The 13,688-nt window shown below is 63.7% G+C and carries 9 protein-coding genes; all 9 read left to right on the plus strand.

Going from position 1 to position 13,688, the window contains the following annotated elements; translation table 11 throughout:
• Positions 1-8 precede the first annotated feature (8 nt).
• From tagH to tssM, 9 genes are read left to right on the plus strand one after another with little or no spacing between them, the layout of a single operon-like run.
• The gene (tagH, locus tag ACB034_RS00075; protein ID WP_371171753.1) at positions 9-1,244 is read left to right on the plus strand and encodes a type VI secretion system-associated FHA domain protein TagH; all 1,236 of its coding nucleotides are present in this window, start codon (positions 9-11) and stop codon (positions 1,242-1,244) included.
• Positions 1,244-1,759: a type VI secretion system lipoprotein TssJ gene (gene tssJ, locus ACB034_RS00080; protein WP_042028457.1), complete on the plus strand. Its 516-nt coding sequence runs from the start codon at positions 1,244-1,246 to the stop codon at positions 1,757-1,759. Before tagH ends, tssJ begins: the two co-directional genes overlap by 1 nt.
• A gap of 2 nt (positions 1,760-1,761) precedes the next feature.
• Complete coding sequence (gene tssK / locus ACB034_RS00085; protein WP_026458012.1) at positions 1,762-3,096, plus strand: type VI secretion system baseplate subunit TssK; 1,335 nt, start codon at positions 1,762-1,764, stop codon at positions 3,094-3,096.
• A gap of 23 nt (positions 3,097-3,119) precedes the next feature.
• Positions 3,120-3,899: a type IVB secretion system protein IcmH/DotU gene (gene icmH / locus ACB034_RS00090; protein ID WP_042028462.1), complete on the plus strand. Its 780-nt coding sequence runs from the start codon at positions 3,120-3,122 to the stop codon at positions 3,897-3,899.
• Between the two features lie 21 nt (positions 3,900-3,920).
• Entirely contained in the window at positions 3,921-6,554 is a 2,634-nt protein-coding gene (gene tssH, locus ACB034_RS00095) for a type VI secretion system ATPase TssH (protein ID WP_371171754.1), read from the plus strand.
• A gap of 2 nt (positions 6,555-6,556) precedes the next feature.
• A complete protein-coding gene (locus tag ACB034_RS00100; RefSeq protein ID WP_371171755.1) occupies positions 6,557-8,095 on the plus strand; it encodes a sigma-54 interaction domain-containing protein in 1,539 nt (512 codons plus the stop codon).
• Positions 8,095-8,694, plus strand: coding sequence for a type VI secretion system-associated protein VasI (gene vasI / locus ACB034_RS00105; RefSeq protein WP_371171756.1), 600 nt, complete (start codon positions 8,095-8,097; stop codon positions 8,692-8,694). The genes ACB034_RS00100 and vasI overlap by 1 nt, the downstream gene beginning before the upstream one ends.
• 8 nt (positions 8,695-8,702) lie before the next feature.
• Positions 8,703-10,142: a type VI secretion system protein TssA gene (tssA, locus tag ACB034_RS00110; protein WP_371171757.1), complete on the plus strand. Its 1,440-nt coding sequence runs from the start codon at positions 8,703-8,705 to the stop codon at positions 10,140-10,142.
• Positions 10,143-10,183: 41 nt separating this feature from the next.
• The gene (gene tssM, locus ACB034_RS00115) at positions 10,184-13,669 is read left to right on the plus strand and encodes a type VI secretion system membrane subunit TssM (protein WP_371171758.1); all 3,486 of its coding nucleotides are present in this window, start codon (positions 10,184-10,186) and stop codon (positions 13,667-13,669) included.
• Positions 13,670-13,688: the final 19 nt, after the last annotated feature.

The following is a 13,688-nucleotide window of genomic DNA, read 5'->3' on the forward strand; positions in this document are numbered from 1 at the left end:
GAGTGAATGTGGACGATTTTAACCAGCAACTATCCCTGGTGGTGCTCAACAGCGAACAGCTCGACGGCAGCCAGCAGGTGCAGTACCGCTTCGACGAGACGGGGGGCAGCCTGGGGGCCTCCGAGCAGGATGACTGGCAGCTGCGGGACAGACTGGGGGCCGTGTTGCCGGCCCATGCCCGGATCGAACTGCATGACGGTCGCTTCTGCCTGTGTGATCTGAGCGGACAGACCTATATCAATGGTGCCACCTCGCCCATCGGGCGGGCCCGCAAGGTACACCTCGAACAGGGCGACGAGCTGATCGTCGGCCCGTTCCGGTTGCGGGCCTATCTGGGCGCCGTTTCTCCCGAACAGAGCCTGCAACAGGTGCTGGGCACTCGCCCCGCCGAGCAGCTCGACGAGTGGCTGGCCGGGGATGAACCCGCCCGGACCATGGACGATCCCCGCACCCTGGCTGCCGACCCCTTGCTGGCATTGCAGCAGGAGCGCGCAACCTCGGCCCCGCTGGCGGATACCCGCCTGCAGGCGCAGTTGCACTCCCAACCGGATACGGATCCCGTATCCCTGGCCCCCTTTTCTGCCGTCGAGAACACCATGAACCAAGAATTTCTGGATATGCCGAACATCGAGACCCATCCCGACTATCAGCCCTCCCTGGATGGTGTTGACCACGTGGCCCTGACGCCGCTGATGCGCGGTTTGGGTCAATCTCTGCAACTGCAGGACACCCAGCAGGCCCACGACATGCTCGAAGAGATGGGCAAGACGGTGCGGGCCATGGTGGAAGGGCTGCTGCAACTGCAACAGGAGCAGGCGGCGCTGGCTGACAAGCACCTGCGCCCCATCGAGGACAATCCGCTGCGTCTGGGCCTTGACTATGACGAGACCCTGGCTGTGATGTTTGCCGAGCAGAAGAGCCCGGTCCACCTGAGCGCCCCGGCGGCGGTGGCCGAGAGCCTGCACAACGTGCGCATCCACCACGTGGCAAACCAGCAGGCCATCGGTGCGGCGCTGGACAGCATACTGCAAGCCTTCTCGCCCCAGGCGCTGCTCGGCCGGTTCGAACACTACCGCCGCAGCGGGGCGCCGGGCGTGGCCGACGAGGGCTGGGCCTGGAACATGTACCAGCACTACTACCGCGAACTCACTTCTGCCCGTCAGCAGGGGTTCGACAAGCTGTTCCACCAGGTTTATGCCCAGGCCTATGACCAGGCCGTACGTCAGCAACAGGGACTGATTTGATGATACGCGCGCTGATGCTGGGGGCGGCTCTGCTGGCCCTGGCGGGCTGTACCACCATGGGCAAGATGGCCGACGTGGCCATGAACCCGGACATCCAGGTGGGCAGCAATGATGATCAACCCTCCACCCTGGGGCTGAGCCTGCTGGCGGAGCCGGACGTCAACCCCAACGAGAGCGGGGAGGCGGCGCCCATCGAGTTTCAGGTGGTGGTGCTGGCGGAAGACTCCAAGCTGCTCGCCACCGATTACGACCAGGTGACCGAGGACGTGGAGAAGGCCCTTGGCAAGAACTACCTGGACCATCAGGACTACACCCTGCTGCCGGGCCAGTTCAAATACCTGCCTCCCGTCAAGCTTGACGAGAAGGTGCGTTACATCGGGGTGATTGCCCGCTACGCCGATCCGGACAGCGCCGAGTGGCGCAAGGTCATCAAGGTCAAGAGCAAGGGGCGCGCCTATCAAATCCTGGTGCATCTGCGTCTGGATGAAGTGGAACTGAAAAAAGAAGAAGAATAATTATGTCGAGTCGAAATCGGGTTATCTGGCGTGAGGGGCTCTTCATCAAGCCCCAGCACTTCCAGCAACAGCAAAGACATTCGGATTACGCGCTGCACGCCAGGTTGAGCGCGCTGTCCGACTATTTCTACGGGCTGCAGTCGCTCGCCATCAACGAGGATTACCTCGGCTTTGGCCGCATCGCCCTGGTGGGGGCCACCGGCATACTGCCAGACGGTACCGTGTTTAACATCCCCAACGACGATGTGCTGCCGACGCCGCTGGAAGTCACCGATGCCTCGGTGGCCAACCAGAAGGTCTATCTGGCGCTGCCGCTTTCGGTGAGCGGCGTCAACGAGGTGGGACAAGGGGGGCAGGTCGCCACCCGGCTGCAGGCTCATCGCCACGATGTGCGCGACCTGCACAGCGAAGGGGGAGACGTGGTCTCCCTCGAAGTGGGGCGGGTCAGCCTGCGCCTGATGCTGGAGCGCGAAGATCGCAGCGCCTACGCCTCCTTGGCCATCGCCCGCATTCTGGATAAACGTCCCGATGGCGGTCTGGTGCTGGATCCCAACTTCATGCCCTGCAGCATCAGCGTGTCGGCCATTCCGGCCCTCAAGCGCTTCCTCGGCGAGTCGGCGGGTTTGGTGGCGGAGCGGGCGCGCAGCCTCTCCCAACGCATCGCAGCGCCCGGCCAGCAAGGGGTGGCCGATGTGGCCGAGTTCATGATGTTGCAACTGCTGAACCGGGCCCAGCCCCAGCTTTCGCATCTGGCGCGCCTTGGCACCCTGCATCCGGAACGGTTGCACGAGGCTCTGGTGCAACTTTGTGGCGAGCTGATGACCTTCACCGACGAGTCTCGCTTGCCGCCGGAATTCCCGGCCTATCGGCACGACGATCAACAGGTGAGCTTCGAGCCTGTGATGCTGGCCCTGCGCCAGGCGCTGAGCACAGTGCTGTCACCGCGCGCCGTCTCCATCCAGCTGCGCAAGCACCAGTACGGCATAGTGGTGGCCATGGTGAACGAGAGCGAGCTGATGCAAAGCGCCGATTTCGTATTGGCAGTGCGTGCCCGCATGCCTCAGGAGCAACTGCGCAAACAGCTGCTGCAACAGACCAAGGTGGCCTCCAGCGACAAGATCCGCGAGCTCATCAGCCTGCAGTTGCCCGGCATTCCGCTGCTGCCGCTGCCGGTGGCGCCGCGCCAGCTGCCCTATCACGCCGGTTACAGCTACTTTCAGCTCGACAGGCAGAGCCCGGCCTGGCAGATGCTGGCGGTCAGCAACACGCTCGCCTTCCACATTGCCGGCGACTTCCCCGAGCTCGACATGCAGCTTTGGGCCATCCGCAGCCAATGATCGCATCAAAGGAATAAGCAGAGATGACGACGGACATTATCAAGAACGAGCAACTCAGCGACCTGCTGTTCGATCATGCCGAGCAGCTGGACATGGATTCGGACTACTGGTTCCGCCTGCGCGGCCAGAGCATCAATCCCATGATCGATGCGGTGACCCCCTTGCTGGGGCTGGTGCAGCGAGTGCGCCTGCTGTCACGCTACGATCGGGTGCCCGAGCTCTACCAGCGGGTGGTGACCGAGATCCAGGCCATTGAGCAGGAGCTGATGGCCCAGGGCTACGAGAACGGTGTAGTGCTCTCGTTTCGCTACATCCTCTGCACCTTCATCGACGAGGCCGTGATGGGCCGCGACTGGGGCAGCCAGAGCGAATGGTCCCAGCACTCCCTGCTGGCCCGTTTCCATAACGAGACCTGGGGTGGCGAGAAGGTGTTCGTGCTGCTCGCCCGCCTGCAGGAAGACCCCGAGCGCTATCGCGACATCCTGGAGTTCATCTACCTGTGCCTCTGCCTCGGCTTCGAGGGGCGTTACAAGGTGATGAACAAGGGGCAAGGGGAGTTCGAACGCATCGTCCGGCAGTTGCACAGACAGCTGGCCCCCGAGAGTGCCGCCGAAGCCCCCAGCGTGTTTCACCTGGACCTCGGCCGGCAGGCCTCCCGCTATCAGCTGCGCAAGCAGATTTCCCTGCGCAGCCTGTTCATGGGGGGAGCCCTGATCCTGGCCATCATCTTTGGTCTCTATCACTACCAACTCAATAACCAGACCCAGGACGTGCTGCGTCAACTGGGCGAATTATTAAAATAGTTTTCTTAAGGAGAGCACGCCTTGATTCGTATAGAGCTACCGGTACTGGTGGAAAGACTCAACCCCATCTGCCGTCACATGCTGGAGGAAGCTGCGGCCCTCTGCGTCAACCATCAGGGAGCCGAGATCCGCATCGAGCACCTGCTGCTCAAGATGCTGGAAACGCCCCTGTGCGATGTACGCCAGATCCTGAAAATGGCCGAGGTGGAGGTCGAGGAACTCAAGACCCTGCTGCAACCCTCCGCGGCCGACAATGGTTATGGTCAGGGTTATCCCTCCTTTTCGCCACTGCTGGTAGAGTGGCTGCAAGACAGCTGGTTGCTCGCTTCCGCCGAGTTGCAGCACGGCCAGCTTCGCAGCGGCGTCATGCTGCTGGTGCTGCTGATGACCCCGCAGCGCTACCTGCCCGGCTCCGTGACTCGCCTGTTGGCCAACGTCAACCGCGAGCTGCTGCGCCAGCAGTTTGACGAGTGGGTCAAGGAGTCCGCCGAGACCCAGGTGGCGGCCAGCGGTAGTGCCGCCAAGAGTGCGACCGGGGCCGCCCTGCCGGCCGATGCCAGCCTGCTGGCCCGCTTCACCGTCAACGTGACCGAGCAGGCCCGTCAGGGCAGCCTGGATCCCGTGCTCTGCCGGGATCACGAAATCGACCTGATGATCGACATCCTCTCCCGCCGTCGCAAGAACAACCCCATCGTGGTTGGCGAGGCGGGTGTCGGTAAAAGCGCACTCATCGAGGGGCTGGCTCTGCGCATGGTGGCGGGCCAGGTGCCCGAGAAGCTGCGCGAGGTGGAGCTGATGACACTGGATCTTGGCGCCATGCAGGCCGGTGCCTCGGTCAAGGGGGAGTTCGAGAAGCGCTTCAAGGGAGTGATGCAGGAGGTCAAGGACTCAGTGCGTCCTGTCATCCTCTTCATCGACGAGGCTCACACTCTGATCGGTGCCGGCAACCAGGCTGGTGGGATGGATGTCTCCAACCTCATCAAGCCGGCGTTGGCCCGGGGTGAGCTGCGTACCATCGCCGCCACCACCTGGAGCGAATACAAGAAGTACGTGGAAAAAGACGCGGCCCTGTCGCGTCGTTTCCAGCTGGTCAAGGTGAGCGAGCCCAATGCCGACGAGGCCACCGTGATCCTGCGCGGCCTGCGCAGCATCTACGAGAAAGCTCACGGGGTGCTCATCGATGAAGAGGCGCTGCAAGCCGCCGCCCAGCTCTCCGCCCGCTACATCTCCGGCCGTCAGCTGCCGGACAAGGCGATCGACGTGCTCGATACCGCCTGTGCCCGGGTGGCCATCAACCTGACCACGCCGCCGCGCGCCGTCAGCCACCTGCAAAACGAGCTGCGCCAGCGCGAGCTGGAGATCCGCCAGCTGGAGCGCCAGAACCTGATCGGGCTCGGTGACAACGAAGAGCGACTGGTCGAGCTGCAGGCCGAGCAGCAGCGCTGCCGTGATGCCCTGCGCGAGCAGGAGTCCCAGTGGCAGCAGCAGCAGGCGCTGGTCCACCAGATTGTCGAGCTGCGTGCGGCTCTCCTGGCCGACGAGCAAGGGGAAGCCCTGGACCTGGCAGATGCCCCGCTCGATCCCCAGGCCGCTGCCGAGATGCTGGCCGGGCTCGAGTACGAGCTCTCCACCTTGCAGCAGGGGGAAGTGCTGGTCTCCGCCCACGTCGACAAGAAGCAGATTGCGGCGGTGATCGCAGAGTGGACCGGGGTGCCGCTCAATCGCATCTCCCAGGGGGAGCTCGACGTGGTGACCCGGCTGCCCGAGTACCTCGGGGATCTCATCAAGGGGCAGGATGTGGCGGTGACCCACCTGCACAAACACCTGCTGACCGCCCGCGCCGATCTGCGTCGCCCGGGTCGGCCGCTGGGGGCCTTCCTGCTGGTGGGACCGAGCGGGGTCGGCAAGACCGAAACCGTGCTGCAGATTGCCGAACTGATGTTTGGCGGGCGCCAGTATCTGACCACCATCAACATGTCCGAGTATCAGGAGAAGCACACCGTTTCCCGCCTGATCGGCTCGCCCCCCGGCTACGTTGGTTTCGGCGAGGGGGGCATACTGACCGAAGCGATTCGTCAGAAGCCCTACTCTGTGGTGCTGCTGGATGAGGTGGAAAAGGCCCATCCGGACGTGCTCAACCTCTTCTATCAGGCATTCGACAAGGGTGAACTGGCGGACGGGGAAGGGCGCATCATCGACTGCAAGAACGTGGTCTTCTTCCTCACCTCGAACCTCGGCTTCCAGACCATCGTCGATTACGCCGAGCGGCCGGACGAGCTGCAGGATGCTATCTATCCGGAGCTTGCCGCCTTCTTCAAACCGGCGCTGCTGGCGCGGATGGAAGTGATCCCTTACTTGCCGCTCGGCCACGACACCCTGGTGCAGATCGTGGGGGGCAAACTCAACCGTCTGGTCAAGCTGCTCAAGGAGCGTTTCGGGGCCGAGGTGGTGCTGGAAGAGGCCGTGGCCGAAGAGATACTGCTGCGCGCCAATCGCAGCGAGAACGGTGCCCGCATGCTCGAATCCGTCATCGATGGCGCCCTGTTGCCGCCGGTCTCCCTGCAGTTGTTGCAGCGTCTCTCGGCCGGTGAGCCCATCAACCGGGTTCGTTTTTCCGTGGCCGATCACCAGTTTGTCGCCGAGGTGGAGGGCTGACCATGGAACAAGCCCTCGCATTTGCCCTTGCGTTGACCGAGCAGCGGGACGAGCAGCATCTGTGCCACTGGTGGACATCGACTCTCGATGCCAGCTTTCAGCCCAAGGGGATCCTGCTTGGCATGCTGGATGTGAGTGGTCGCCAGCTCGAATGCAAAGGCTGGGTCAAGGGGCGGGAAGTGTCTCTGGCGCTGGCGGTGGATGATTTCTCCCATCCCCTTGCCTATGTGTTGCACAAGGCGCAGTCCCGAACCTGGGACTCCCTCTATGGCGGTGCGCGCATCGAGCACGCAGGGTTTCGGGCACTGCTGGCCAACCTCGGCCAGCAGTGCGGCTTGCATGCTTTTCCCCTCAAGGATGCCAATGGCAAGCCGTTTGCCGTGCTGGCAATGATGGATGATGGCGATGTGTTGCAGCAGTGGGCGGAACGTACCGAACTGGCCCAGCTCTCCCAGGTGTTTTGCAACCAGCTCACCCTTATCCGCGATCTGGGGCGTAGCCGTCGGGATCAAACCGTATTGCGCGACTCCCTGCGCCAGATGAAGGGGGAGGGGGAGCGGCTGCGTCAGCACGAGAAGCTGCTCGGCGACCAGCTGGTCGGCCAGTCGGCGGTGATCCGCGGGCTGCGCGAGCAGATAAGCCAGGCCGGTCGCCACAAGCTGACCGTGCTCATCCAGGGGGAGACCGGCAGTGGCAAGGAGGTGGTCGCCCGTCTGGTGCACCAGTGCTCCGATCGCGCCGCCAAGCCGTTCGTGGCCATCAACTGCGCCGCCATTCCGGAGAACCTCATCGAGAGCGAACTGTTTGGTTACCAGAAGGGGGCCTTTTCCGGCGCACTCTCCAACAAGGTCGGGCTGGTGACCCAGGCCAATGGCGGCACCCTGTTCCTGGACGAGGTGGGCGACATGCCCGCCACCATGCAGGCCAAGTTGCTGCGGGTGCTCGAAACCCGCAGCTACCGGCCCCTGGGTTCCGAACAGGAGTGTCACTCCGATTTTCGCCTCATCGCCGCGACCCATCAGCCGCTCACCCGTCATGTGGAGGAGGGGGTATTTCGTGCCGACCTTTACCACCGTCTCTGCCAGTGTCTGCTGCTGATCGCCCCCCTGCGCGAGCACATGGAAGACATCCCCATGCTGTGCCAGCACTTCATGGCCCAGTTTGCCGCTCAGGATGGCAAGGCGCTCGCCGGGTTGCATCGCAAGTTCCTCAAACAGCTGCAAAGTTATGACTTCCCCGGCAACGTGCGCGAGCTGCGCAACCTGCTGGAGGTGGCCTGTGCCCACTCTCGTCACGGTGAAGAGGTGATGCTGGAGGCATTGCCGCCGGAGCTGCGGGAGCGGATCTGCGCCCTGCTGCCCAGCATGCTGGATGATTACAACCACATTCGGGATCTGCGCCGGGCCATGCAGCAGTACGAGGCCTCCGTCATCGAGGCGCGCCTGCGCTACTTTCAGGGCAACCGCATGCTGGTGGCCGAGAGCCTGAACATTCCCAAACGCACCCTGGATCACAAGTGCCAGAAACTGGAGGTGAACTGATGAGCGTCATCGCCCTATTGCCCCTGTTGCTGGCCAGTGGTGCCGCGGTGCCGGATATGAAGGCCTGGCAGGCGTGCCGGCAGGAACCCTCGCCGCTGGTGCGTCTCGCCTGCTATGACGCTATCGGCAGCGATCAGGCGCCGACCAATGAGAAGGGCGCCGCCCGCTCCCCCGCCTGGCAGGCCATCTGGGCGCAGGAGCAGGCTCGCACTCCGCAAACTCCTCCTTTCTTGCTGGTGCAGGATGAGGGGCAGGGCAGTGTCACCCTGACCCGTCCGGCCCTGCGCGGGGCGACCCTGGCCATCGGTTGCGTCGACAGCATCACTCACGTCCGGCTGCGACTGGACACCCCCTGGGTCGGGGAGCGGGTGCAGATTGAACTCGATGGTCAACCGAGTCGCGCCTCCCAAAGCTGGTTTGTGCGGGATCAAGGGTTGCTGCTCGAATATGGTCGCGGCCTGCCCGCCATTGAGGAGCTCAAACGCTGGCTTGGGGCTCGCGAGTTGCAGGTGCGGGCCGACAACGGTGCCCTGCTGCGCATCGATCTGAGCGGTTTGAAAGAGGCGCTGGTTCCCCTGCGCCAGCAGTGTCGCTGGTAGGGGGCCCGATGAGCTATCAACACCCCTGGTGTGAACGCCTGCTGGCCAGCTTGCCGGATGAACAGATCAAGGGCCAGGTACAGGCCGATGAGCCGCGCTGGGACTATGTAGAGACCGAGCTGGTTAAGCTGGGCTCTTTGGCCCACAGCCAGGTGGATCTCAATGCGGTGGCTGACGCTTGTCTCTTCCTGCTGGAGAACCGCACCAAGGACATGCGGGTGCTGGCCCAGCTGCTGCGCTGTCTGCAGCATCCGGCCAAGGCGACGCCTTTCGGCGCCGCCCTCAGCCTGCTGGAAGCCTGGATCGGCAGCTACTGGCTGCTGGCCTGGCCCGGTAATGCCACCCAGAAGCAGCGCTTGATGGTGCAGATCGTCAAGCGCTTCGAGGGGGCGCTGCCAAGGGTCTGCGAGAGCGCCTCGGCAGCCGAGCTGGCCCAGTTGCTGGTGCAGGCCGAACAGCTGGAAACCGGCTGGCTGGCCCAGTGCCCCGACAAGGGAGAGCTGCTCGATCCGCTGTTGATGGGGCTGAAGCGGGCCCAGCGCCAGCAGGCCACACAAGCTCAGGCCGATGCCGCCCAGCCGCCGCAGCAAGGCACGCCGGCGGCCGCGAGTGCAACGGCCTCGTCAGCCGGCACGGCGGCAACCATGGTGCTGAGCGGCGGTGGCGGCGGCAGTGCCGGTGTCGAGATCGACAGTTCCAATGATCGCGCCTGGCGCCAGACCCAGCTCAAGGTCGCCGAGCTGTTGATCGAGCGCCAGCCGGAGGCGCCAGTGGGTTATCGCCTGCGCCGCCACGCCATCTGGGCCGGGATCACCACGCCGCCCATGACGAGCCGGGACAACAAAACTCAGCTGGCCCCCATGTCGGTGGACATGGTGGATGAGTATCGCGCCGCCATGAGCTCGCCGGATCTGGCGCTCTGGCAGCGCATCGAGCAGAGCCTGACCCTGGCCCCCTACTGGTTCGAGGGGCATCGCCTCTCGGCCGAGGTGGCGCAGAAGCTGGGATTTGCTGCCGTCGCCCAGGCCATCATGCAGGAGCTCGACGGCTTCTTGCTGCGTCTGCCGGCCTTGCGGGAGCTCACCTTCAGCGATGGCTCTGCGTTCCTCTCCCCCGAGTGCAGCCGCTGGCTGCAGCCGGCCAAGGGAGGAAGCGGCAGCGAAGGGGGATCCTCTTTGGCCGAAGAGGTGGCCCAGCGCCATGGGGAGCAGGGAGTGGCTGCGGCCCTGGCCCTGCTCGACGAGCGAATGGCACAGCTGAAAGAGCCAAGAGACCGTTTCCATGCCCAGTTGGTGCAGGCGGAGCTGTTGGCGCAGGAAGGCATGGAGGCGCTTGCGCGCCAGCACTATCAACACTTGTGGCAAGAGGCAACCCGGCTGGGGTTGGCGCAATGGGAACCGGGACTGGTCAGCCGCCTGGAAAGCCATGTGGCCCCGTTGTCGAAATGAATGCCGAAATGAGTCATTGAGTCGGAGTTGGATCACATTTTATGTTCAAAACCATCTTTACCTTTCTGCGGCAACAGCTGCCGAAATTGAAGCCCTCCTGGCCCCTGCTCGGTGTGGTGCTCTGGGCCGTCGCCCTCATCCTGGCCTGGTGGCTGGGACCCCGTCTCGAGCTCCGCGAAGCCAAGCCGCTTGAGCCGCTGTGGGGACGGGTCGTGTTCACCCTGCTCTGGCTCTGGCTGCTGCTGGGGGTCATCTCCTGGCGAGTGTGGCGCAAGATGCAGCAGCTCAAGGCCGAGCGCAAAACCGAGGTCCTGCTGGAGCAGGATCCGGTCAAGGGGATCATCGACCGGCAGGCATTGTTTCTGGACCGCTGGCTGCAGGCACTGAATGACCATCTGGGTAAGGGGGCACTCTATGCCATGCCCTGGTATCTGGTGCTGGGGCTGCCCGGCAGCGGTAAGAGCAGCCTGATCCATCGCGCCAACCCGGCCAACAAACTCAACCCCAGGCTCGACACCGAACTGCGCGACGTGGCGCAGGATCAGCTGATCGACTGCTGGCTGGGGGAGCAGGCGGTGATGCTGGATCCCGCCGGTGAACTCCTGTCCCAATCCGAACCCGAGCTGGATCCTCTGGCCCGCAAGCATGAGCGGCTCTGGCTGCATCTGCTGAACTGGCTCAATGAACATCGTCGTCGCCAGCCCCTCAACGGTCTGGTACTGACCGTGGATCTGGCCTGGCTTTCCCATGCCAGCGTGGCCGAGCGCAAGGCTTATGCCCAACTGATGCGCTCCCGCCTGCAGGAGGTGTCGGCCACCATGAACACCCGGCTGCCCCTCTATGTCACCTTCACCAAGCTCGATCTGCTGCGTGGCTTCGATGTGGTATATGAGCAGCTCGACAAGGAGGCCCGCGAGGCTGTGCTGGGGGTGACCTTCAAGCCGGGCGCTGATTGGCAGCAGGATCTGGCCCTGTTCTGGGATCAGTGGGTGGACAACCTCAACCGCAATCTGCCCGAGCTGATGCTGGCCAGGCTCGATGCCGCCCAGCGCAACGCCCTGTTCTCCTTCGTGCGCCAGCTGGCGGGCCTCAAGGATTATGTGACCAGCCTGCTCGATGAAACCCTGGCTATTGAAGAGAGCAAGCCGCTGCTGGTGCGGGGGGTCTACATCAGCTCCGTCTATCAGCAGGGAGTACCGTTCGATGCGTTTGCCCAGGCAGCTTCCCGCCGCTACAACCTGCCGGAGCCCATCCACTCGGCCCTGCGCGGGGAGTCCAACACCTACTTCGTGCGCCAGCTGTTCTCCGGCATCATCTTCCCCGAGGCCCATCTGGCCGGGGAGAACCGGTTGCACACCCTCTATCGCCGTCGCCGCATGGCCATCGGCCTTGGTTGCCTGTCGCTCTTCTCGGCGGCCCTGATCGGCGGTTGGCACTACTTCTATCGTGTGAACGAAGAGGCGGGGCGCAACGTGCTGACCAAGGCCCAGGCCTTTATGGAAACCAACGAGGTGGCCGACGAACACGCCTTCGGTGTGAGCCAGCTGCCGCGACTCAACCTCATTCGTGAGGCGACCCTCTCCTTTGGCAACTATCGTGAGCGCATGCCGCTGGTGGCCGACCTTGGCCTCTATCAGGGGGATGAGATTGGCCCCTATGTGGAAGGATCCTATCTGCAACTGCTGAGCCTGCGCTTCCTGCCGGCCCAGATGCAGGGCTTGCTGGCGGATCTCAACCAGGCGCCGGCCGGCAGCGAGGAGAAACTCGCCATCCTGCGGGTGATGCGGATGCTCGACGATGCCTCCGGTCGCAACAAGGCGCTGGTGGAGCAGTATATGGCGAGCCGCTGGCAGCAGGCCTTCCCGGGGCAGGGTGCGGTGCAGGAGCAATTGATGGGGCACCTCGAATACGCCCTCGATCACACCAACTGGTATGCGGCCCGGGCGGCCCGCGATCAGGCGGCCATCACCGCATTCGTTCCCTTCAAGGAGCCTATCTATGGCGCCCAGCGCGAGCTTGGCAAACTGCCCATGTATCAGCGGGTCTACCAGAACCTGGTGGTGAAGGCGGACGATGTATTGCCGCCGGATCTCAACGTGCGCGACGAGGTGGGGCCGACCTTCGACACCGTTTTTGCCCTGCGCAGCGACAACGCCGGCCTGCTGCCCCGCTTGCTGACCTGGCCCGGTTTCAGCGACTTTTTCCTCAAGCAGGACAAGGCGCTGATCGACCTCACTGCCATGGACGCCTGGGTGCTGGGCCAGCGCAAGCTGAGCCAGCTGAGCGATGCCGATCGCAAGGAGATCACCCGTCAGGTCAACGACCGCTACGTCACCGACTACGTCAACCAGTGGCAAAAACTGTTGAACAACCTGGACGTGCAGACCCTGGCCAGTCCCGAGCAGGCACTGGATGTGCTGGCGGCCATCACGGGCAACGATCAGCCGTTCCAGCGGGTGCTGGCGACCCTCGATGACAACACCCGTATACGCAAGATCTCCGATGTGGAGGGGGATCCGGCCCAGGCCATCACCTCCCGCATCGGGCGTCCCTTCATGGCGGCCAATGCCACCCTGAGCGGTCGCGGCGAACAGGGACCACTCATCCAGGAGGTGAACCAGAAACTGATGGAGCTGCAGCACTATCTGGAGCTCATCGTCAACGCCACCGAGCCTGGCCAGTCGGCCCTCAAGGCGGTGCAGCTGCGCATGACCAACAAGTACGCAGACCCGGTGTTTGCACTGCAGCAGTACGCCCGCGGCCTGCCGGCACCGCTCGATCGCTGGGTGGGGCAACTGGCGGATCAGAGCTCGCGACTGGTGATCGATCTTGCCATGTCCTCCCTCAACCAGGAGTGGCAGGACAAGGTACTGACCCCGTTCAACAGCCAGCTGGCCGATCGCTATCCGTTCAACCCGGGCTCTGCCAAGGATGTGCCCCTCTCCGAGATGGAGCGCTTCTTTGCTCCCAACGGGACTCTCGACAGCTTCTATCAGGTCAACCTCAAACCCATGGTGGAGAGCGGCCTGATGGAAGGGGAGTTCAGCTCCCCGGTGCAGGCCGAGCTGGTCAAGCAGCTGGACAGAGCCGCGCGCATCCGCCAGATCTTCTTCAGCCAGCAGGGCAACCTGGAGGTGCAGTTTGCCGTCGAGCCCATCGAGCTCACCGCCAACAAGCGGCGCAGCGTGCTGAATCTGGATGGCCAGCTGTTGGAGTACGCCCATGGCCGACGCACCAAGATCCCGTTGGTATGGCCCAACACCATGCGTGACGGTGCCGAGAGCAAGATCACCCTGGTGCCGGCCGCCCGCGAGCGTTCACCGCGCAGCGAAGGCTTCATCGGCCCCTGGGCCATGTTCCGCCTGATGGACAAGGGGGAGCTGACCCAGGTGAGCGAGGCGACCTTCGATGTGCGCTTCCCGGTGGATCAGGGGGCCATGACCTATCGCGTCTATACCGACAGCGTGCAGAATCCCTTCACCGGCGGCCTGTTCAGCCAGTTCAGATTGCCTGAATCCCTCTATTGATAAAGCGGGGGCACCCGGT

The sequence above is a fragment of the Aeromonas sp. S18(2024) genome (genome assembly GCF_041402525.1).
Lineage (GTDB): Bacteria > Pseudomonadota > Gammaproteobacteria > Enterobacterales > Aeromonadaceae > Aeromonas > Aeromonas enteropelogenes.

Coding starts and splice junctions, on each gene's coding strand:
- tssJ (WP_042028457.1), top strand. CDS start 1,244: ATGATACGCGCGCTGATGCTGGGGGCGGCTCTGCTGGCCCTGGCGGGC.
- tssK (WP_026458012.1), top strand. CDS start 1,762: ATGTCGAGTCGAAATCGGGTTATCTGGCGTGAGGGGCTCTTCATCAAG.
- icmH (WP_042028462.1), top strand. CDS start 3,120: ATGACGACGGACATTATCAAGAACGAGCAACTCAGCGACCTGCTGTTC.
- ACB034_RS00100 (WP_371171755.1), top strand. CDS start 6,557: ATGGAACAAGCCCTCGCATTTGCCCTTGCGTTGACCGAGCAGCGGGAC.
- vasI (WP_371171756.1), top strand. CDS start 8,095: ATGAGCGTCATCGCCCTATTGCCCCTGTTGCTGGCCAGTGGTGCCGCG.
- tssA (WP_371171757.1), top strand. CDS start 8,703: ATGAGCTATCAACACCCCTGGTGTGAACGCCTGCTGGCCAGCTTGCCG.
- tssM (WP_371171758.1), top strand. CDS start 10,184: ATGTTCAAAACCATCTTTACCTTTCTGCGGCAACAGCTGCCGAAATTG.